At 42.8% G+C, this 20,427-nt stretch carries 19 protein-coding genes and 2 pseudogenes; 10 read left to right on the top strand and 11 right to left on the bottom strand.

What is annotated here, in order from left to right; genetic code table 11:
* Window positions 1-3,900 (bottom strand): nSTAND1 domain-containing NTPase (locus tag V7K85_RS05220; protein WP_334811598.1); only part of this gene is annotated, 3,900 nt, incomplete at its 3' end.
* Between the two features lie 104 nt (window positions 3,901-4,004).
* On the opposite strand from V7K85_RS05220, the gene V7K85_RS05225 reads away from it, so the two are divergent.
* Window positions 4,005-4,256 carry a hypothetical protein gene (locus V7K85_RS05225; protein WP_334811599.1) on the top strand — a complete coding sequence of 84 codons (252 nt, stop codon included), beginning with the start codon at window positions 4,005-4,007 and terminating at the stop codon, window positions 4,254-4,256.
* A 132-nt stretch (window positions 4,257-4,388) separates the two neighbouring features.
* Here V7K85_RS05225 and V7K85_RS05230 read toward each other — a convergent pair whose 3' ends face one another.
* From V7K85_RS05230 to V7K85_RS05240, 3 genes are all read right to left on the bottom strand, one after another.
* Entirely contained in the window at window positions 4,389-5,693 is a 1,305-nt protein-coding gene (locus V7K85_RS05230) for a P-loop NTPase fold protein (RefSeq protein WP_334811600.1), read from the bottom strand.
* A 444-nt stretch (window positions 5,694-6,137) separates the two neighbouring features.
* Window positions 6,138-7,493, bottom strand: a complete 1,356-nt coding sequence (locus tag V7K85_RS05235; protein ID WP_334811601.1) for a (Fe-S)-binding protein — start codon at window positions 7,491-7,493, stop codon at window positions 6,138-6,140.
* 56 nt (window positions 7,494-7,549) lie between these two features.
* Window positions 7,550-8,908, bottom strand: coding sequence for an FAD-binding oxidoreductase (locus V7K85_RS05240; RefSeq protein ID WP_334811602.1), 1,359 nt, complete (start codon window positions 8,906-8,908; stop codon window positions 7,550-7,552).
* 477 nt (window positions 8,909-9,385) lie between these two features.
* Here V7K85_RS05240 and V7K85_RS05245 point away from each other — a divergent pair, with 477 nt between their 5' ends.
* Together V7K85_RS05245 and V7K85_RS05250 are read left to right on the top strand one after the other, a co-directional pair.
* Complete coding sequence (locus V7K85_RS05245; RefSeq protein ID WP_334811603.1) at window positions 9,386-9,535, top strand: hypothetical protein; 150 nt, start codon at window positions 9,386-9,388, stop codon at window positions 9,533-9,535.
* Window positions 9,478-10,248, top strand: a complete 771-nt coding sequence (locus tag V7K85_RS05250) for a PepSY-associated TM helix domain-containing protein (protein ID WP_334811656.1) — start codon at window positions 9,478-9,480, stop codon at window positions 10,246-10,248. The genes V7K85_RS05245 and V7K85_RS05250 overlap by 58 nt, the downstream gene beginning before the upstream one ends.
* A 338-nt stretch (window positions 10,249-10,586) precedes the next feature.
* Here the strand turns inward: V7K85_RS05250 and V7K85_RS05255 are convergent, their stop codons facing one another.
* The 5 genes from V7K85_RS05255 to ssuD all read right to left on the bottom strand — a co-directional run bounded on the left by V7K85_RS05255 (window position 10,587) and on the right by ssuD (window position 13,990).
* Window positions 10,587-10,928, bottom strand: a complete 342-nt coding sequence (locus V7K85_RS05255; RefSeq protein ID WP_334811604.1) for a hypothetical protein — start codon at window positions 10,926-10,928, stop codon at window positions 10,587-10,589.
* 369 nt (window positions 10,929-11,297) lie between these two features.
* A complete protein-coding gene (locus V7K85_RS05260; RefSeq protein WP_334811605.1) occupies window positions 11,298-11,495 on the bottom strand; it encodes a hypothetical protein in 198 nt (65 codons plus the stop codon).
* Window positions 11,496-11,600: 105 nt separating this feature from the next.
* Window positions 11,601-12,167 carry an NADPH-dependent FMN reductase gene (gene ssuE / locus V7K85_RS05265; RefSeq protein WP_334811606.1) on the bottom strand — a complete coding sequence of 189 codons (567 nt, stop codon included), beginning with the start codon at window positions 12,165-12,167 and terminating at the stop codon, window positions 11,601-11,603.
* The gene (locus tag V7K85_RS05270) at window positions 12,164-12,802 is read right to left on the bottom strand and encodes a beta-class carbonic anhydrase (RefSeq protein ID WP_334811607.1); all 639 of its coding nucleotides are present in this window, start codon (window positions 12,800-12,802) and stop codon (window positions 12,164-12,166) included. Before V7K85_RS05270 ends, ssuE begins: the two co-directional genes overlap by 4 nt.
* Before the next feature lie 27 nt (window positions 12,803-12,829).
* Window positions 12,830-13,990 carry an FMNH2-dependent alkanesulfonate monooxygenase gene (gene ssuD / locus V7K85_RS05275; RefSeq protein WP_334811608.1) on the bottom strand — a complete coding sequence of 387 codons (1,161 nt, stop codon included), beginning with the start codon at window positions 13,988-13,990 and terminating at the stop codon, window positions 12,830-12,832.
* A 506-nt stretch (window positions 13,991-14,496) separates the two neighbouring features.
* Here ssuD and V7K85_RS36370 point away from each other — a divergent pair.
* The 7 genes and pseudogenes from V7K85_RS36370 to msrB all read left to right on the top strand — a co-directional run bounded on the left by V7K85_RS36370 (window position 14,497) and on the right by msrB (window position 18,175).
* Window positions 14,497-14,733: a hypothetical protein gene (locus V7K85_RS36370; protein ID WP_442940544.1), complete on the top strand. Its 237-nt coding sequence runs from the start codon at window positions 14,497-14,499 to the stop codon at window positions 14,731-14,733.
* Window positions 14,734-14,837: 104 nt separating this feature from the next.
* A complete protein-coding gene (locus V7K85_RS36375; RefSeq protein WP_442940545.1) occupies window positions 14,838-15,320 on the top strand; it encodes an FAD-dependent oxidoreductase in 483 nt (160 codons plus the stop codon).
* A 117-nt stretch (window positions 15,321-15,437) separates the two neighbouring features.
* A complete protein-coding gene (locus V7K85_RS36380; protein ID WP_442940546.1) occupies window positions 15,438-15,764 on the top strand; it encodes a hypothetical protein in 327 nt (108 codons plus the stop codon).
* Window positions 15,765-15,989: 225 nt separating this feature from the next.
* Window positions 15,990-16,348 (top strand): annotated as a pseudogene (gene folE / locus V7K85_RS05285) (GTP cyclohydrolase I); the annotation flags it as partial.
* 80 nt (window positions 16,349-16,428) lie between these two features.
* On the top strand, window positions 16,429-17,139 hold the full coding sequence (locus tag V7K85_RS05290; RefSeq protein WP_334811609.1) for a class I SAM-dependent methyltransferase: 711 nt from the start codon (window positions 16,429-16,431) through the stop codon (window positions 17,137-17,139).
* Window positions 17,140-17,174: 35 nt separating this feature from the next.
* Window positions 17,175-17,492, top strand: a pseudogene (gene hisI, locus V7K85_RS05295) (phosphoribosyl-AMP cyclohydrolase); the annotation flags it as partial.
* A gap of 188 nt (window positions 17,493-17,680) precedes the next feature.
* Window positions 17,681-18,175 carry a peptide-methionine (R)-S-oxide reductase MsrB gene (gene msrB, locus V7K85_RS05300; protein WP_334811610.1) on the top strand — a complete coding sequence of 165 codons (495 nt, stop codon included), beginning with the start codon at window positions 17,681-17,683 and terminating at the stop codon, window positions 18,173-18,175.
* Window positions 18,176-18,949: 774 nt separating this feature from the next.
* On the opposite strand, the gene mreD is transcribed toward msrB, so the two are convergent.
* Together mreD and mreC are read right to left on the bottom strand one after the other, a co-directional pair.
* On the bottom strand, window positions 18,950-19,585 hold the full coding sequence (gene mreD / locus V7K85_RS05305) for a rod shape-determining protein MreD (RefSeq protein ID WP_334811611.1): 636 nt from the start codon (window positions 19,583-19,585) through the stop codon (window positions 18,950-18,952).
* A 26-nt stretch (window positions 19,586-19,611) separates the two neighbouring features.
* Window positions 19,612-20,421 (bottom strand): rod shape-determining protein MreC, encoded by an 810-nt coding sequence (gene mreC / locus V7K85_RS05310; protein ID WP_334811612.1) that lies wholly within the window; start codon window positions 20,419-20,421, stop codon window positions 19,612-19,614.
* Window positions 20,422-20,427: the final 6 nt, after the last annotated feature.

Raw genomic sequence — 20,427 nt, forward strand, 5'->3', positions numbered from 1 at the left:
TTGCAGTGCTTGCCCTTGCAGGTTCCACAACCGCGCTGTATCGTCACCTGATGCCGTGGCGATGGTTTTGCCGTCCGGGCTGAAACTCACACCCCAGACTGGGCCTTTATGCCCTTTGAATTCTTGCAGTGCTTGCCCTTGCAGGTTCCACAACCGCGCTGTATCGTCACCTGATGCCGTGGCGATGGTTTTGCCGTCCGGGCTGAAACTCACACCCCAGACTGGGCCTTTATGCCCTTTGAATTCTTGCAGTGCTTGCCCTTGCAGGTTCCACAACCGCGCTGTATCGTCACCTGATGCCGTGGCGATGGTTTTGCCGTCCGGGCTGAAACTCACACCCCAGACTGGGCCTTTATGCCCTTTGAATTCTTGCAGCAGTTGCCCTTGCAGGTTCCACAACCGCGCTGTACCGTCACCTGATGCCGTGGCGATGGTTTTGCCGTCCGGGCTGAAACTCACACTATAGACTGGGCCTTGATGCCCTTGAAACTGGTTACGTTCTTTAATTTTATTGAGAATACTATCCAAAGCTAAAATAGGGCTGGTAGTTGGATATTTTTCTAAAGGACGACCATTTTTAACCAAAGTTTTTAACTCTTTCCCATTCTGCACTGCTGACACCAGCGATTCTAACTCGGCATACTCAAACTGTTCTGAGGCATTAACTCCAGCCAGTTCTAGCTTTGTTCTCTCCTGTGCTTGTTTTTGTGCTGTCTCTGCTGCTTGTGTAGCTTCGTCTGCTTTTGTCAGGGCTACTTGTGCTTGACTCAAAATAGTTTGAGCCTGTTTAGTTTTAGATTCTGCTTCCTGTTGTTGTATATTTCCCTGTTGTGCTTTCTTTTGAGCAGTTTTTACTCGTTCGTTAGCTGTTTTAATTTTTTCCTCTGCTTGAGAATTTTTATATTGTAATTCTGCTGCTTGCTGGTTTACATTCTCTAAATCTGCCTGAGCATTTGTTAGATTTTGTTTTGCTTGTTGAGTTTCTGATTTTGCTACCTTAAATTTAACTTCTGCGGCTTGCTGATTCTTCTGCGCTACTTTAAACTTTTGTTCCGCATCTTTATTTTTAGTTTCTAATTCTTGCGCTTTATTCTGCATTTCTGCCTCTTGCTTTTGTGTAGCTTGCAGGCGTTGAGTCACTAATTTGTCTTGAGCTTCAGTATCCTTAGCAAATTGAATTTTATTCAACGAATATAAAGATGATATACCTGCCAATAATAATAGACACACCGCTAAACCAGAACTTATCGCTAACCGCTTGCGTCCCTCTTGAATTTGCTGATCAGCTTTGCGTTGAGCATCAACTAATATCTGCCTTGCCTCTTGTTCACGCTTCAATTCCTCTTCAGTTAGCTTCTGTTGTTCCCGAATTTTTGCTAATTCTGCTAACAACTCACTTCCCTGTTGTTGGCGAATAAACGACACGAGGTAATCATGTACCAGTTGATAACGGTCAGCCGGAGATTCTGGTAACAGCAATACTAACCTTGATGCCACAAAAATCTCTAACACCAAATCTAGTTTATCAACTTCTGCTGGTAAATCTGCGGTTAACTCAGCACGAGTCTTCAGAGGACGAGTTCCGTTTTCATCTGTGAGTAAATATAAAACCAGTTGAGCAACTTGTTCATTCTCTGCACCACAATCTTGGATGACTTCTTCTAAAAATCGCTCAACCAGTTTTTCTTTAATGCCAAACTGACGATACTTTTCTAAAGTTGTAATTTTCTCAGTTTGCAGTTGCGTCCCCACAATTTGTAACTCAATCGGGCGTATTTCCCCCAACTCACCTGCTAAATCCTGCACTAATTCATCAATCAGTGCAGGCTCTAGGTAAAAGTGAGAGCGTTCTGTTAAACTCAGCACAACTGCCTTAGCATCTGCGGGCAAAAAGTTACCCAAATAATAGCGAATATTTTTATCAAGAATATTATTATTAATTGCACTTAAATTAAATAAACGTTCTAAATCTAATAAATAATGTAAATAATCTTCCCGCAAAGACAGAATCACTTTTACAAAGGGAATATCTAAGCAGACTCGCAAAAAATCATAAAACAATCGTCTTTGACTTTGGTCGGTATAAACAAAGAAAAACTCTTCAAACTGGTCAAACATTAAAACTGTTAACAGATTCCTGTCAGCATTCTTTCGTAACTCTCCTAAAATAGCATCTGAGGAATCCAGATTCACAGATAATTGATTACCTCTGACTTCCTCAAAAGCTTTAGCCAAACTCTGCCCCAACATTCCCACCCAATCTGTATATACTCGCAACAGAATAGGTAAAGCATCTCGCTCACCAATTGCTTCCTGTCGTAGCGCTGGAATTAATCCACCCTGCAAAATTGAACTTTTTCCCACTCCTGACTGACCATGAATTACAGTCAATTTATGCTCAGTCCCGCCAATTCTTTCTCGCAACCGCTTCACATCTTGTCCCCGACCAGAAACGGCAATTTCTTGAGCAATTGTTTCAGGATTTTCTACTTGCAACTGTGCAGAATTAATTGCCTGTCGCTGGGGATTTAGATAAGATGCACCAACAAAAGCGCGAAAACCATATTGTTGTTCAATTTGTAATTGCTCTTGCTTAATATAAAAAGCTTTGAGATATTCACCTTGCCCAAAGTAGAGTAAGCATAACCTCTCTAATATAGATATATACAAATGCGGGTTGTACTGATGATTACTTTCGCTTTTTGCAGCTTCTAAATTATTAATTGCTACTTGAACTTGACCTAAACCCTGTTGCGATTTGGCTAAAATAAACCGATATAATCCAAATTCCTCTGATTTAATATTAGGAAGATCAGCTAATATTTGCAATGCTTGCCCTACGAGTTGATTAGCTTCATCCCAGCGTGACTGCTCTAAAGCTACCTCTGCCAAAAAACCATAATCTTTAGCCAATTGCAACGGTGTGCCATAATTTTGATGTAGCGGCAGAGATTTTTCAACAAGGCTTTGCAACTCTAGCCATGCTTGCAAACCTCGCAGCACTTCACCCAGTTTAGTAATATGTTTTGCGACTAAATCTGAACGTCGTGCTTGTTCAAAAATATCAATAGCTTGCTGAAGGTAATTTTTAGACTCTTGCCAATAGCGTGAATTTTCTGTCTGATTTTTTTCAGCTTGGCGGTTATACGCCAAAGCAATATTAACGAGTAATATACCTTGTCGTTCTAAATGATTACTTTGTCGCCAAAACCCCAAACTTTGTTGATAATGTCCTACAGCAGTATCTATCTGGTCATCGATATAATCATTCAAGCCAAGCACAAACTCTAAACTTGCTTGAAGTGCTGCTTTTAATACTTCCCCTCGATTTTGCAAATCCTGACGAGCGGTTTTTAGTTCTCGGCACATTTGGGGATTAGGCTTTACATCATCAGTAAAGATTTCATCACTTTTTTGCTGGAGAAAGTTGACTAACTCATCAGTAGGGTTTTGAAATTCAATGATAGTTGCCCAATTCTCTAAATCAGTTGCTAATCGAAGAAATTGTTGCAGAACCGAATCATTAATCCACAACAATATCGGAAACGGTAAGTTCTTTCTAAATTCCTCCCGCACTTGGTTAGCAGAAGTCAAAACTGTGCCAACATCTTTAACAGTCTCTAAACCAAAAATCATCAATGCAGGTGGCTGTTCATCTCCCAGTTGTTCGCGTATATTTGTGTAAAGCGTTTTGACTGATGCAGGTAAGGTAATTTCGTGAATGTGTACAGGAGATAATTGGTGCAGACGTTGCACCATGCGCTGACGTAAAGCAGCATAGTTACAGCGCAGCAAAATCAGCGAAAATTCTCCCTGAGAAAGGGTAATTGTTCGCACCAGAGTTTGCAATGAACTCTCATTGTCAAAGGCTAAATTTTCTGGCTCTTGCTGATTACTCATAACATAGATGATTTACCTTATACTAGCTGTTTGTATGATTACATCATGCAAGTAGGGGCAGTGGGCAGGAGAATGATTTCTGCTAATTTTAAAAAGCTGTAGTTATGAAAATTACCACTGATGTTGCTCCCGTCATTCCTGATATCGCTCCCGTCATCCCTGATATCGCTCCCGTCATCCTTGATATGACTCCCGTCATTCCTGATATCGCTCCCGTTATCCCTGATATGACTCCCGTCATCCCTGATATCGCTCCCGTTATCCCTGATGTCACTCCCGTCATCCCTGATATCGCTCCCGTCATCACTCACATGGTTCTCTCGTTCCCAGCCAGAGGCTGGGAATGCCTACTGTGAGGCTCTGCCTCGTTTATTAGCGATAGAGCCGCAATGAGGCGCATTTCCAGGTATAACCTGGAAACGAGAGTGTTTCTCTTGTGTTTTACCTGAAGTTGACACCAATGACATCTGTACGCCTCTATAGCCGATTCATAACCTAAATTCCTTCGCTTCAACCAAAATTGGATTCATATCAAACCACGAACCATCCTCATTCCGGTATTCAAATACAAACATACTGCGGAGTAAAAGTTCGTATCTTTCATGACCTCTCAAGCTTTTCTCTTGCGCCACCTCACGCAGCACTTCCCATTCATCGGGCGTAATTGCCAAAGTTAACTCATTGCGGCGTTGTTTAATCACCCTGTCTACGCACTCCCTCGACAGAGGTGGGTCTTCTTGCTGAAGACAGCGAAACAATAACATTAGCAAATTACGCAAATGACCGCCGCTAACTCGGCAAAGTCGCTCTAAAGTATCAGGACTGTCAAAAACCTCAGTAATTAAATTCCGACTTTGTTCCCAACTAACACCAGGAAAAGCCCTCGTCATAACCATCTGTTGCAGCAGCGTGATTCCTTGTGAGAATTGCGAACCATCTTGTAGTTGCACGGGAACCATCGGCAAAACCTTGGGGTCTACCCCGAAGCGATTTGTTAACCTTCCTAAAGCGTTGGAAAAAATCAACACTAGAGGAATGGTGTAGACAACATGACAATTTAGTTGATTTAACTGTTCACCGCGTTCCACAAAGAGATATTCTGGCTGATAATGACCGGAAGGCTTCTGAGAATTATCCACTCGGTCGAGATTATCTATAATTACCACCAGTCCTTTTTTACTCTGCTGCTTGAGTTTTTCTCTAGCAGGCTTGAGCAATTCTTTGTTAATTGATTCTAAAATGCCATTAGTACGCGGTTCTAAATATTGTCGCAACTGACCGCGAAGTTTGGGACTATCTTTAGTTTTGGCAGTAATTTTGGCAATACCTACAGATAATTCAGCCTCCACCCCAATATCTAACGGCGTTTGCAAAAACTCAGAGATTTCTGTAAACAGATTTTTAAAGTATCCTGGTTTGAGGTTAATTTTTATTGCTTCTAGACTTTGACTTACCTCACGCGCTACTGCCAGTAAAATATCTGTAACATCAATATCAGCCATATCCAGGCTTTGGCTAGACTCGAAATAAACCACATGAAATCCCTGCTGCTCTAGCTCTGCCTTTAGCCGCAGTAACTCAGTGGATTTGCCACAGCCGATATGTCCGGTAAATAATTGACAAGTGGGCTGCTCAGGTGAAAGGCGGGTAATAGTTCGCCCAAGTTCCTCAATAATCTTGGCACCACGCACTTTAGAGAAATCAATATAATATTGTCTATCTTCCGGTTTGCTCACAACCAGAGTCTTACTGGGGTTGCAAGCTTGAAAAAACCTGACTAAATCTAGTTCCATCACAAATAACCTGAAATTAGGCTGATACTCTTGCCCATTTCAGTGATTATACAGACGACAAAGCCGCTATTTCGGAAAAAACCTTTCAAAACGACTGATTATTTTTGTTTGTTTAATTAAACAGAATTCAGATGAACCGCACCCACAACTCCTCCCCGCTCTTCTAGCTACGGTGTATACACAAGTCAAATTACCCCCCTTAATCCCACGCCACTTGCTCGGAGGGAACCTCCGCAACGCAGTGGCTCCCCTTATAAAGGGGGGAAATAAGAAATCTTGTTCTCTCCCCTTGACAAGGGGAGGGTTAGGGTGGGGTAAAACCCTGGTTAATCAGCTATTTCAGACTTGTGTGTATACTGTAGGCTCTCCGAGAGGGGAGTAAAAACGTAGCTTTGGCTCTTTGCTTTAAAATCAATGACAAAATGTCCAACGCATAAGAAATGTCTACAATTCCAACTTTTCACCCCGAATTGAATAATCCAACAACTCCATCGGATGAATAACTGAAATCTTCTTTCCCTGCAACTGTAAATGCTTCGTAATTTGCAAAGTACACCCCGGATTAGCAGAAGCAATTAAATCAGCACCAGTATTCAACAAATTCTGCACTTTTTGCTGACCCAATTCTTCAGAAACTTCCGGTTGCAGCATATTATAAACCCCAGCACTGCCACAACATAAAGCCGCGTCTATTGGTTCTCTCAACTTCACCCCTGGAATTTGTCGCAACACCTGACGCGGTTGCACGCTAATTTTTTGTCCATGCAATAAATGACAAGCATCTTGATAAACTAAATTCAAAGGTTTATCAGTCAGTGGCGATAGTTTCGCTGTTAACCCAACAGTTGCCAAAAACTCTTGAGCATCTTTAACCTTAGCCGCAAAATCCTTCGCCTTTTCCCGATATTCTGGGTCATTTTCTAAAATGTGACCGTATTCCTTCAAAGTATGACCACAACCAGCAGCATTGATAATTACGAAATCTACATCAGTGTTGGCAAAACTATCAATCATCTGCCTTGCTAAAGCTTTCGCCTGTTCTGTTTGTCCTTGGTGTTCGGGAAGCGCTGCACAACAACCTTGAGATTTCGGAATCACAACTTCACAACCATTCGCTGTTAAAACCCGCACTGTTGCTTCATTCACTGAGGAGAAAAACAGCCGTTGTACGCAACCCAAAATTACCCCAACTCGGTAGCGCTTTTCACCTTGGGCGCGGATGACAGTAGGCAAATTATCTTGAAAAGATTTGAGAGTAATTTCTGGCAGAATAGATTCCATAGCTGCCAAACGGGGCGATATTTTATTGAGTAAACCTGTAGCGCGAAAGAATTTCGCAAACCCCAACTTTTGATAAACCAACAACGGAACTAGTAAAATCCGTAAAAGGTTGGGATAGGGAAACAAAGAAAATATCAGTTGACGAATAAATTTGTCTGGCAAACTGCGGGGATAATTCCGTTCAACTTGGTGACGAGTTGCAGAAATTAACTTGTCATACTGCACACCAGAAGGACAAGTACTCACACAAGCAAGACACCCCAAACAAGAATCAAAATGTTCTACCGTGGCTGTATTGAGAGCAATTTCACCTTCATTAATCGCATCCATTAAATAGATGCGTCCTCTAGGAGAATCCATCTCCTTCCCAAGTACCCGATAACTCGGACAAGTTGAAAGACAAAATCCACAATGTACACAACTATCAATCAACTTTGGATCAGGCGGATGATTCTCATCAAACCCCTTCAAATTTTTTAAACTAGCCGTATTATTAACGGAATTTTCTGATACTTGCATATTTTTCCCTTTCCCCTCTCTATCTCAGCGTCCTCAGCGTCTCTGCGGTTAGTTTCTTAAATCCCACCGATAAACCGACCAGGACTTAAAATATTTTTACTATCAAACTGTTCTTTAATTTGGCGCATCAACGGCAAAGCGTTACCAGTGTAGCCCCAAACATCTATTTGTTGTTTAACCGCCACTGGTGCTTCTAGAATTGTTAAAAAACCTCTATGAGCTTGAGTGCGTAGGCGCAGCCCGCCGTAGGCATCGCCTTCAGCAGAGCCTAGCCCATCGCGCACTTTCAAAACTTGATTTTTATCCTCTAATTGTAACAAGCCCAAACCACTACTTATATGAATTAAACCCAACTCTACCTGAGTCAAAATCTCCACGGCAGCAGTAGGCAACACTCCTATTTTGCAGGTAATTACTGATTCTGTAGCAGTAGTATGTATTCGTTCTTGCAATCTCTGCCATAGACTAGCTTCATCACCATCTGCAAAAATTGCCCCGTTTAAACCTAACTTTTGTCCAACTTCTAAAACTCGGTTTGATTGTTCCTTAACACTCTCACTAATACTTTGAAAGCGGGCAATTAATCCCAGTCCTTGATCCAAACCTAAGCTGGACACCAATTTAGTTGATAGCAAATCAGCTTGGACTGGTGTTAACGCCGAACCTCGAAGGATATCTGCCGCTTGGGATATAGCCTCTGCACTGCCCGTTAGTACCACCGTCCCCGATGTCTCTGGTAGCGGATACAGGCGAAAAGTTAGTTGACTAATAAAGCCTAATGTGCCATATGACCCAGTAAGTAACTTCATCAAGTCATATCCGGCAACATTTTTGACTACTCTTCCCCCAGCTTTGGCGACTTGTCCATCAGCACGCACAAAGGTAATACCTAGTAACTGGTCGCGCACACTACCATAACGTTGTCGCAGAGAACCTGTATCACCTGTGGCGACAATACCACCAATGGTTGCCAATTCTGGTGCTGTGGGGTCAAGGGCAAGAAATTGCCGCGACTTTGCTAAAAGTGCTTGGAGATCAGAGAACTTCATCCCAGCTTCTACCGTGACAGTCAAATCCCCAACAGCGTGTTCAATCAATTGGTTGATGCGTTCTGTACTGACTACGACATCAACGCCTTTAGCTAAACCGCCCCAGCTAAGTTTACTGCCACTACCACAGGGGAGGACGCGCCAGTTGTGACTGTGAGCTGTGGCGATGACTGCGGCTAGCTGTTTTTGACTGCGGGGATAGACAATACAACTGGGAGGATTTCCAGAAGCTATAGCCTGTTGGATACGTTTTTGCTGACCTAGTTCGATATTTTCCCAAAGGCAAACAGCTTTTTCTTCGCCGACAATAGATGCCAAATCAGAAGCGCAGACGCCTTGCGGCTTGTCGTTAGACATCGCTTTCATTGAGTTTATTTTTTTACACCCTACATCTAATTTACTGGCTAACCTGACCAAAAAAGCGGATTGTTACCGCCAGTAAGGAACTTCCAAATAAAAAAATATCCCATCACTTTGAGGGCAGGAGGCAGGAAGCAGGGGGAGGTAAACTCGTTTTGATGGGCGTAAAATTGGATAATTTATTTTTTGGAGTTCCCTAATGACAAAATAGCCCGGTTGTGGGCAGCGCTGTTTGATTCGATAAGGTCATGATTTTGTCAAGAGTATGAGCGTTTATTCTCTAAAAGTCCTGCCCAGTAATGAATTGGATATCCTTAAGATTTTCTTTACGAATCTATTAGAGTCTACGGAGCATCCAGTTTTGGAAGATATACAAGTTCTAGGAGAATGCAAGAAGAGAGAAAAAGTGTGCATCACCCACTATAAATCAGCATAAACAAGAACGGATCAAAGCCTGCTTACAATAATTAGCAACACTACTGTATGAAGAAGCTTGGCTCCCAACGACGAACGCCATCCATTCAAGGTACAGTTATTATCCCAAAGAAAAGCCAGATGACTGGCATCAAGCATTTATCAATCCTTACACGGGAAAAGCGATGGGCGATCGCTCCTTGTCTGAATCTAGATTGACTGACTATTTACTTGATTTGCACAAAAGCCTGATGTTGTATGGTTTAGGGGGAGCAACCATTGTCGGCATTGCATCCTTGCTTTTAGTTATCCTATTGCTGACAGGGGTGATCCAGTGGCCTGATTGGCGCAAGCTGGCGATCGGATTCAAAATCAAATGGAACGCTCTTCCCAAACGCCTCAACTTTGACCTGCATAAGGTAGCAGGTATCACAATGGCAATATTTATGAGCTTCGCCGCCTTCACTGGTTTTTGCTGGGTATTTGAGCAATGGACTTATCCGGCTATTTATGCGCTCACGTTTAGTTCACCCAGCAGTAGCGAGAACATAATAGTCAAGCCTCAGCCGAGTCAGGCGTTCGCACCACTCTCTGTTCTCCTGAAGCAAGCCCAGCAAACAGTACCAGGCTTGCAAGTCTCAATTGTATGGTATCCCGAAGCTAAAACCAGTCCATTTACGATTGAGAGCAAAACGGGTGAATCTGTGAGTCTCGATCCTTACACCGCACAGGTACTCAAAGTTGTGACTCCCAAACTGAAGTCTTTGAGCGATCGCGTCATTGATTCTTTTGGCAATCTCCACTTCGGCACTTTCTGGGGACTGACATCTCAGATTCTCTACGTATTTGTCGGACTTGCACCACTAATTTTATTTCTCACTGGCCTTATGATCTGGCGGTATCGCTACAAAGAAAAAAATCGCCAACAGTAGACTATGAAAATGGTTAAGTTTTCAGCCAAGAATTAGTTTTCCAGAAGCCTGAAGAGTCTTTTATTTTCCCTTGGGAATACAATCCCAAGAAATCAGCTTCTAATCTGCCGCTCATTTACCTTTGTTTTGGCTAGAAGAATAGGGCGATCGCAAGTGGGGGAGATTAAGCCAATATCTCAGATTTAATCAGAAGTTGTGCGATCACGTCTCCATTTTGTCATTTAAATTTCTTTGTTGCGAAAGTACGAAATATAAAGGTTCTAGATTATTCTCCACTGAAAGTGATAAAAGAGAGTTAATCGGGCTTTTCAGTAATTACGAAAATTTTGCAGCCTTAATTATTTCTTATTTCTTATAAGCAGCGCCTGTGTAAATGCTTGTCTGGCAAGCGTGTCGTATAGGCTGACACCTTGGCGTAAAGTAGTAGACTGACTTGACAACCGATGTTTTGGAGCATGGGCATCAATCCAATTGCGTTGTGCTTTTGCCGCTTCTTCTACACCTCTTACACAATGCTCGTCGCCAATATCTTGGGCATAGTGCAAGGCGCCACACAAAGCATGGTAGGCAGTTTCGTAATGTTCGTTCTTAATAGACTCTTGGCTAATTACCATCAATTGTGAGTAAATATCTTCATCTTGGTCAACTTCTTGTGCAAATTTCTGCAAATTATTCATCATTCATACTTAAGGTAGCAATACTTAACTTTCTAACTAAGAAAAAATTTACTATTTATGCTAGGGTTTTTGGCGTCGAACTTGGAATAGCACATCTACAGTAATTCCGACCTACTAACTTTTACACTCCATTTTAACTAAGTATTTTCCCAAAACTTTCAGTCGGTGGAATTAGTATAAAAAATTTGATTAATGTTGTCTGTCCGGTTTCGGACATAAGTAACCTACACTCAAACACCCGCGAAAACCAACGATGAGATTTATAAATTGAAGCGCCTACTTGTTTCACTGCTTCCCCAAAGCTGTGAACTGCTTCTAAACCTCATCTATGTTGAGAACCATAGTTTTAGCCCTCACCCTCAATCCCTCTCCCTACTTAGGAGAGGGACTTGTTTCTGGCTTTGCTTCTGGCAATATTGCCAGAAGGGGCTGGGGGATGAGGGTTTTTCTGTTCATCCGGAAGGAACTACAGTTTTCAAGGTGGACGCGGTTTACATCTACTTTAGCGATAATTTCTTCCAAAATGACATAGGCTTGGGGAACTCCAAAAAATAAATTAGGGACTTCCAACTAAAAAAATTATGTTGTTGCTCTGATTAACTTTATAAAAAAAAGTAGCAGGTGGGTAGAAATTACCCCTCTGCTACAAGTAAACGGAGGTATAAACTTGATTATTTAATTGGCATGAACCAATTCTTGAGGCGCTGCGGCATCATATTCTACAGCTTTAACAAATTCCTTAAGAACATCTTTGAGTCTTTGCTCAATTTCCTCATCTAACAGGACGCTGTTATCAGCTTGTCGTTGAATTTGTTTGTCTACTGCATAAATAGTAGCTAGGATATGCCGCGCTCCTAATTCAGATAACACAGGTTTCAGGGCATATTCAATTGCCAATAAGTGAGCGATCGTCCCACCAAGGGCAATTGGTAACACGGGTTTACCTGTCAATGATTTTTGTGGCAGCAAATCTAGAAATGTTTTCAGCACTCCTGTGTAAGCAGCTTTGTAAATTGGGGTGGCAATAATCACACCATCTGCCTTTGCTAATAAAGCTTTTGGCTGTTCTAAAGCTGGGCTGTCGTATCGTCCAAAAACTAAATCTTCAGCAGGCAAATCCCGAACTGAAATAATGTCTACATGCAAGCCTTCTTGTTGTAAAAGCTTGGCAGTGTATTCGACAAAACCATAAGTTCTGGATGGATGAGTTGGACTACCAGCGATCGCCAGAATATTTGTCATTCAATTAAACTCCCAATTTCTAAAACGGGTTCAGTGTGTTTTGTGGTTTTGGTCTTCATAGCTTCTGCGGTGTTGACCTTCTCACTCAGACGTTTGTAGGGACGGCGTAAACTCATATTCTCCACTTCCCAGATGTAGCCATGAATAACTACATCCTGGGGAATTAAGAGAGAATTACGCAGCAATTCCACCTGCTGTGTGCAAATTTCATCCACATCGGTAAACGTTTTAATCCACTTGGAGAAAACGCCTTTTGGTAGCTTCAACTCTGGCAAAGCAGGATCGACAGCAACTTGATCCACGTCAATACCTTGGTTTTGCAATATCTCAGTGAGAAAATCTCCTGATGCTGTCATCATGCCACACTCGGTATGGTTAATCACGATGATTTCTTTTGTGCCAAAAAAGTGTGTGGTTAACATTGCTGACCGAATAGCATCATCCGTAACTAAACCCCCGGCATTACGGAAAATATGAGCATCTCCTTCACCAATTCCCAATGCTTTTTCTACAGGTAAGCGTTCATCCATGCAAGCTAGCACCCACAAGCGTTTATTATTGGGTATGCTCAACTGCCGCCGCAATGCCCACGCTTCTGTTTCTGAGATTTTTTGGTCAATTTGTTGGTGCAACATTGCTGGTAATCTCCTACTTCTTAATTACTAGGATATGGACGTTGCTCTTTCCTGATGCTGTTGCTTAGGGAAATCTTCATTTGCCACAATCTCACCAAACGGACTCAATACATGTTGTTTCTCTACTGCGGGTAGATTTTCTAAGGGCAAATGGGGAAATAAAAGTTCTGCAACTCGATAAGCTTCCTCTAGATGGGGATAGCCAGAGAGGATAAAGGATTCAATACCTAAATCTGCATATTCCAACATCCTGGCAGCTACGGTTTGGGGATCGCCTACTAAGGCTGTTCCTGCACCACCCCGTACTAAACCGACTCCCGCCCATAGATTTGGACTGATCTCTAATGCCTCACGATTACCGTGGTGTAATTGAGTCATCCGCTGTTGTCCAACTGAATCCATCCGGGCATAAGCTTTTTGGGCTTTAGCGATCGCCTCGTCATCTACATACTTAATCAATTGATTCGCTGCATCCCAAGCTTCACTCTCGGTTTCTCGCACAATCACGTGTAGGCGAATTCCAAACCGCAAAGTCCGCCCTTCTGATAAAGCAAGTCTGCGAACTGCTGCAATCTTCTCGGCTACTTGCGCCGGTGGTTCGCCCCAAGTTAGATAAACATCTATATGCTTGGCAGCAATTTTTTGAGCAACAGCAGAGGAACCGCCAAACCACAAGGGCGGATATGGCTTCTGAACAGGTGGAAACAGCAGTTTGCCATCCTGAATGTTGAGATAGTCGCCCTGAAGATTGGCTTGTTCACCACTAGCGATCGCTCGCCATACTGTTAAAAATTCATCTGTTAATTCATAGCGCTGATCGTGATCCAAATGCAAGCCATCTCCCGCTAACTCTACGGGGTCGCCTCCTGTCACGACGTTAATCAGCAAGCGTCCCCCAGAGAGGCGATCAAAGGTCGCTGCCATCCGTGCTGCCACTCCAGGTGATACCAAGCCGGGACGAATCGCTACCAAAAAACACATCTGTCGGGTCAGTGATACCAGCGTTGACGCTACAATCCAAGCATCTTCGCAAGAGCGACCTGTAGGCAACAATGCCCCTGTATAACCAAGGTCATCCACCGCTTGGGCAATCTGCCGCAGATAAGCAAAGCTTACTGCCCGTCTGCCTGTAGCAGTCGCAAGGTAACGTCCGTCGCCGTGGGTTGGGATGAACCATAGTAGCTGCATGAGTCCTGTCCTTTTAAACTACGGTATTTCTATCGAATTACCGTGCTTTGTTTCTTGCTTTAGAGTATCACATATTCCACTTCAGCAAGCAAGAAGTTTTTTATAAAACTACGGTATTCCTATGAGACCAATGTATATTAAGCCGTGTTCGATCAAGTGGCGATCGAAAAAATTGGGCGTTAGCGAAACACTTACTACAACTTCCCCTCTGCTCCCCCTCATCCCCTCTACCCCTTTCCTTTTGTCTCTAAGAAAGAATAGGAAGCTAGAAGCAGATAAAGCCACAGTCAGAGAGATTTTGTCAGTATTGCGAGTAAAATTGCCGAAAAACTTCATCCTTAGAAAAGCCGCGCAAATCGTAAATACTAGGTAAGTCTACTGCATTGGTTATTCTCCTTGTCCCACTTCCAGTCCAAAGACCCTATTTTGAGAATCACCTTGCTGGTCTGATCTGATCAAGGTAGAATGATAACTATTCTCATAAGAGTCAGGTTGTCTCTCCAGCAATGCAATTTACGACCACTGTTCCTGCAACAATTGACCTGGCAATTATTGGTGCTGGGCCTCATGCTTTGACCTTGAGTACCCATCTGCTGCAAAAACGGCAAAGAATCAGGCGGAAATTTCTAGTATTTGACCCCAGTGGCAGATGGATGAGTCAATGGGAACACCAATTTAAAGCTTTGGAAATCGCTCATTTACGCTTGCCGTCCACCATCCCGATCCAAACCCTTTTGCTTTAAGGAAATTTGCCCAATCTCGTCCTGATGAGTTATTTCCCCCCTATGATTTACCAGGAACGCAATTATTTGAGGATTTTTGTCAGGATGTAATTCGAGTTCGGCAGTTGCACGAGCAAGTTATTCCTTTAGCAGTCAAGAGTATTGAACCCTTAAGAGCTCATTTGCGTCCCAGATTCCGCCTCTGCTTGCAAGATGGACAAGAAGTCATTGCACGGCGGGTAGTGTTGGCAACGGGTAGCGCTCAAATTCAAATACCTGATTGGGTAAACCAGATTCAGACAGCCTACCCACAAGATAGACTTTGCCATTCACAAACAATTGATTTACGAAAATTGCATCTGATGGGTAAGAGAGTATTAATTGTGGGTGGTGGCTTGACGAGTGGACATTTGGCAGTGGGTGCTATTTCTCATGGTGCGAAGGTTCATCTGATGATTCGGCGGCAGTTATCAGAAAAATTATTTGATGCTGAACCGGGTTGGTTGGGGCCAAAGTACCTAAAGGGATTTTTTGCCCAATCAGATTGGGAGCAACGGGTAATGATGATTCAGCAAGCTAGAAATGGCGGTTCCATGACACCTGCGTAGGCGTAGCCCGTCGTAGACATCGCCACACAACTACGGCAACAAGTACATCGTGGTAAAATCAGAATTGATGAAAACTGTCAAGTAGTAAAAGCCGAATGGTTAGGTGAAAATTGGCGCGTGGAATGTAGCGATGGTAATCAACATGAGGGCGACTATATTTGGTTATCGACTGGCACTAAATTCGATGTCACCACGGAACCCTTGTTAAAAGATATTTTAGAGACTTACCCCATCAAAATTGTTAAAGGTTTGCCTGTTTTAGATACTTGTCTGCGTTGGCCTGGTTGTGAATTATTTCTCATGGGTGGCTTGGCTGCAATGCTTGTGGGGCCTACAGCACGGAATTTATCGGGCGCAAGAATGGTTTGTGAGAAAATTGTCCCAGCTATTGTCAAGCCAAGTCTAGCTCTTTCCCACACGTTCAGCAGAGTACAAGCAGGTTAACCAAAAACGCTACCCTACAAAAACCCACACCGGGAACGGAAAGTGGAAGAATTTTCCTCAATCAGCAACGCCCCTTCTTAAGGAACGCGAATTCCATCGCTCAACCATTTTCCATTGCAACCATCCAATAACGTACCCAAAGTTAAAGACTTCTATCTTTTCTCCATCCAGGTTGCACCATCAAACTTTTTTTGCGCTAAAAAATGATAATGATTTTCATTACCTTTTAGTTCTTGGGAACATCATATTTTGCCAATAATTTAATTGGTCGCGCTCATGTTGCCTACATTCCTAATGGTAAGGTCATAGGATTATCAAAAATTGCCCGTATTTGTGAAATGTATGCCCGACGTTTGCAAGTCCAAGAACGTCTCACCCTACAAATTGCTGATGCACTGCAAGATTTACTTAAACCCCAAGGGGTTGCAGTAGTTGTGGAAGCAACCCATATCTGTATGGTAATGCGCGGCGTGCAAAAACCTGGTTCTTGGACTGTTACTAGTGCAATGCGCGGTGTGTTTGCAGAAGATGCGCGGACTTGTGAGGAGTTTATGAATTTAATCCGGCACAATGCTAAGTTTTAGTAACTTTACCAAACTTGGGCAATGCTAGCAAAAGTTGTCATTGCCTTGCAACTACTTTCAAGATAAAAGGCAAATTCAATATGAATAAAGAGCAGAGCCGCTTTGATTTTGACTCAAATCCAACATTCCAAACGATAGATTATGAAGTAGCAGTACGTAGCTTTGTGCCTGGTTATGAGTCAATATTCAACATGGCAGTTGCGCTCTTGGATGTAAGTGTGTCGGAGCAGGCTCATCTACTGATTGTTGCGGCTGGCGGCGGTATGGAACTCACAACTTTTGGGAAAGCGCAACCGCACTGGCTCCTTACAGGCGTTGACCCTTCGGCAAAGATGCTGGCGATCGCCCAGGAAAAAGTAGCGCTACATGGGTTAACAAATCGCGTGAAACTTCACCAAGGGTTAACGCATGAACTGCCTCTAACTCCCCTCTATGATGCAGCAACTTGCATTCTTGCTATGAGCTTTCTCGCTGATGACGGAGCAAAACTGTCACTGCTTCAAAGCATTTCGCAACGTCTCAAACCAGGAGCTAAACTTATTCTGGTTGATTCATGTGAGCAGAAAGGCTCAGAAAGGTTTAACGATTTCCTAAAAGCTTACAAATATCATGCACGTAACTTAGGAATGTCACCAGAAATAATAGAGGAAGCAGCAAGCAACATCTTACATCTCCATTATATCTCTGAGGAAAGAACTACTGAACTGTTACAAAAAGCAAATTTCAGCAAGATTACTCGATTTTTTACAGCTCTCTGGATCGGAGGTTGGATAGCAACAAAAAATACGTAATGCTCCAGAAATTGAATTGTCTGTAGTAAACGCTAATGAATCAAAATTTATTGTGGATTGAAAAACTTAAATTTAATGAACAAGATTTAATTCCTGCTATAGCCCAAGATTACTGCGATGGTACTATCTTGATGATGGCTTGGATGAATTATGAATCGATTCAAAAAACATTATTCACAGGTGAAGCTCATTATTGGAGTCGTTCTCGTTCCCAGTTGTGACATAAAGACGCAACATCTGGGCATATTCAAAAGGTAAAAGAACTTTTTTACAACTGTGACGGAGATACCCTGTTGCTAAAAATTGAGCAAGTTGGCGATATTGCTTGTCACACTGGCGCGAGAAGTTGTTTTTTTAAGACTGTGCAAATATATCCTAAATTTTAGTTTATCAGGGCTAATTCAGAGCGTAGATGCGTTCACCAAGCGTCTCCAAGAGTTGCGGCTTGTTGTCAGACATCGCTGATTATAGTCATTAATGTAGGGAATCCCGTACTGGAGTTGATTGGCCAGTTAACCGGAAAATAGAAAATAATAGATATATGGACAAACGGTATTTTTTACAGGCTAGTGCAGTAATAGTCGGCACGGCATTGTTATCAAGGTATATCAATTGGGGGTCACAAAAGATGACAACTTCTAACAGTGGATTTGAAATTACCAAACCTGAGTCAGAGTGGAGCACGATTTTAACGCCAGAACAGTTTAATGTATTGCGTAAACATGGGACTGAACGCCCTCACACCAGCCCATTGGATAAGGAATATGACCAAGGCACTTATTTTTGTGCTGCGTGTCAACAGCCACTGTTTACATCTGATACCAAATTTAACAGTGGTACTGGCTGGCCCAGCTTTTTTAATCCAATTGAAGGTGCGATCGCCACTACTGTCGATAAGTCGTTGTTTATGAGCAGAACTGAAGTGCATTGCAGTCGTTGTGGTAGTCATCTAGGTCATGTTTTTGATGACGGTCCTGCACCCACTGGCAAGCGCTACTGCATGAACGGTGTTTCGCTGAAGTTTACTCCTGCTTAATTTAGTTGCCCAGAAGTAGCCCGTCGTAGACATCGCACGCACTGCCAACCTAAATTATCAGATGTAGACTTAAAACCTGGTTGTGATCCAATACGCTTGGGTTAAGGATAATAGTAGGTTGGGTTGAACAAAGTGAAACCCAACAAATACTCAAAAATGTTGGGTTACCCTGCGGGAAGTCCCTTTGGGTCTACGTTCCTCAAACGCCACTTGCTTCTCCTGTCGGAGACGCTGCGCGAACAACGGGGGGAAAATACGCAATGCAGTGGCTCCCCAACCTACGCAGCCTAAGGTTTTTAGGTCTAACTGAACCGTATTGGATTATGATCTGGCTTCAGACTAAAAAAATGTTGAGCCAGAGTTAGTGCATCTAACGACTTATTTCCTACCTAAATCGTCCTATTTGTTTGGGTCTTTTTTCTCCTTTTTGTCTTTGGGATCTTTTTTAGGTTTTTTAGTTTCTTTATTACTTTTTCTTTCCTTTGACATCAGCGTTCTCCAACTAGGTTACTCAGTGAAAGCTTCCACATTCTGCCGTCAGCAAATCAGGAGATGACTTACCTGATATTCTTTTAAGGCAAAAAAGAAAGTATCAGACATAAATGCTATTAACTACCATGATACGGTGTTGTTTAATTGACTGTAGCTTGAATCCATATTGCCAGAGGTTGCCCAAATTCCATAAGATTTAGGTTACAGGGTATAGGGTACAAAAGATAATTTTCTTTACTCTTACCTATAACCTGTCCCCTTCTTAACTTTTAACTTCCTTTACTATTGCTCCAACAATTTCATCCGCTGCCACCAACGATTTAGGGGATAATAGACTACAGGTGCCCACAGACTACTAAGAATGGCAGAGGCTAGGGCGACACGCTGGTAATATGTCCAAATATCTGTTACCTTGCGTAGGCTTTGGCCACCGTAGGCATCGTCAATCAAAGTTAATTGCAACCCAAAGATAGTTTCTGCCAAAACTGCCATACCAAAAACAATTACAGCGATCGAAATAAAATCTTCTTCGATAAAACGCTGTTTTTGGAGCAAAGCAGTTAAAATTCCCACTATACCTAAACTGAGGGCATGAGTAGGGTTAGGTGATGTCATTGAATCTTGAAGTAGCCCCAGAACTATACCTGCCAATGCTCCGGAAAAGACTGTGCGTTTCACACTCCAAACTACTACCCAGATTAACAGCCAATTAGGGCCAATTCCCAATAATTCCATACCTGGCAGGCGGGTTGGCAATAATAGTAAACATAACAGTACAGAACTAGCCGTCACTATCCAACCCAACAACTTACGTATACCGGGATGCCAACGAGAAAGCGGCTGGATTTGGAATTTCGATTTTCGCCCTGAGGATTTTGGCTTTTTCTGCCTGCTGCCACTAAATGCAGGAATCTTCATTTTTCTATGGATTTTCAAGAAAGAATTTACTTAGACTTTTGCGGCACTTGATTTGCCGACTCTTGGTTTTCCAACTCTTGGTTTTCTGGCTTTGGATAAACAGCTACCCAATCAAGAGAGTGGATTGGCGGAAAAAGCTCAATTTTCGCCACTGATGCCGGAAGTTTCTTTAAATCCAGTGACTTGATTCGTCCTACTGCCAAGCCAGATGGAAATTTTTGACTATAAGTAGATGTGGAAACTAAATCTCCTACCTTGACATTTGGGACTTTTTCATAAAACTCCAGCACAGCTTCTGCAGAAGAATCTCCTCGCAAAACACCTTTAGCTGCCGTGCGGCTAACTGATACACCCACTTGACTCTTCAGGTCACTGATTAACAACACGCGACTAGTATTGGGAGTTACGCTCTCCACCAGACCCACCAATCCGCCATCTGCCTTGACTATAAAGCCTTCCTGAATCCCCGCATTCGCACCGCGATTCAGGGTAACTTGTTGCCACCACTGATCAGCACTACGTCCTATCACCCGTGCTGGAATTGGCCGTGATGCCAGCGGCTCTTTTTCCACATAGCCTAATAAATCTTGTAGCTTTGTCTTTTGACTTTCCAAATCTACTATACGGGTTTGCAATTCCAATATCCGGGCATCTCTAAGACCTTCTTCTGGAGTTGGCCCTGACTGCAACATCTCTAAGGGGCGGGTAATTGCCTGATATGTCTCAAGCACCAATTCACCTTGAGTCTGTCGCAATATCCAAGCACTACCAACTACTAAAGCTAACAACCCGATTTGTAACCCTTTATGATCCCACCAACGCCGTATTGTAACCATATATAC

This window comes from Nostoc sp. (assembly GCF_036917615.1).
Lineage (GTDB): Bacteria > Cyanobacteriota > Cyanobacteriia > Cyanobacteriales > Nostocaceae > Nostoc.

What these genes read in the sequence shown, in the direction of transcription:
- ssuE (WP_334811606.1), bottom strand. Translation starts at nt 12,167, where the DNA reads ATGACAAATATTCTGGCGATCGCTGGTAGTCCAACTCATCCATCCAGA.
- V7K85_RS05225 (WP_334811599.1), top strand. Translation starts at nt 4,005, where the DNA reads ATGAAAATTACCACTGATGTTGCTCCCGTCATTCCTGATATCGCTCCC.
- V7K85_RS05255 (WP_334811604.1), bottom strand. Translation starts at nt 10,928, where the DNA reads ATGATGAATAATTTGCAGAAATTTGCACAAGAAGTTGACCAAGATGAA.
- mreC (WP_334811612.1), bottom strand. Translation starts at nt 20,421, where the DNA reads ATGGTTACAATACGGCGTTGGTGGGATCATAAAGGGTTACAAATCGGG.
- V7K85_RS05235 (WP_334811601.1), bottom strand. Translation starts at nt 7,493, where the DNA reads ATGCAAGTATCAGAAAATTCCGTTAATAATACGGCTAGTTTAAAAAAT.
- V7K85_RS05290 (WP_334811609.1), top strand. Translation starts at nt 16,429, where the DNA reads ATGAATAAAGAGCAGAGCCGCTTTGATTTTGACTCAAATCCAACATTC.
- V7K85_RS05240 (WP_334811602.1), bottom strand. Translation starts at nt 8,908, where the DNA reads ATGAAAGCGATGTCTAACGACAAGCCGCAAGGCGTCTGCGCTTCTGAT.
- mreD (WP_334811611.1), bottom strand. Translation starts at nt 19,585, where the DNA reads ATGAAGATTCCTGCATTTAGTGGCAGCAGGCAGAAAAAGCCAAAATCC.
- V7K85_RS05270 (WP_334811607.1), bottom strand. Translation starts at nt 12,802, where the DNA reads ATGTTGCACCAACAAATTGACCAAAAAATCTCAGAAACAGAAGCGTGG.
- V7K85_RS05230 (WP_334811600.1), bottom strand. Translation starts at nt 5,693, where the DNA reads ATGGAACTAGATTTAGTCAGGTTTTTTCAAGCTTGCAACCCCAGTAAG.
- V7K85_RS05245 (WP_334811603.1), top strand. Translation starts at nt 9,386, where the DNA reads ATGAAGAAGCTTGGCTCCCAACGACGAACGCCATCCATTCAAGGTACA.
- ssuD (WP_334811608.1), bottom strand. Translation starts at nt 13,990, where the DNA reads ATGCAGCTACTATGGTTCATCCCAACCCACGGCGACGGACGTTACCTT.
- msrB (WP_334811610.1), top strand. Translation starts at nt 17,681, where the DNA reads ATGGACAAACGGTATTTTTTACAGGCTAGTGCAGTAATAGTCGGCACG.
- V7K85_RS36370 (WP_442940544.1), top strand. Translation starts at nt 14,497, where the DNA reads ATGCAATTTACGACCACTGTTCCTGCAACAATTGACCTGGCAATTATT.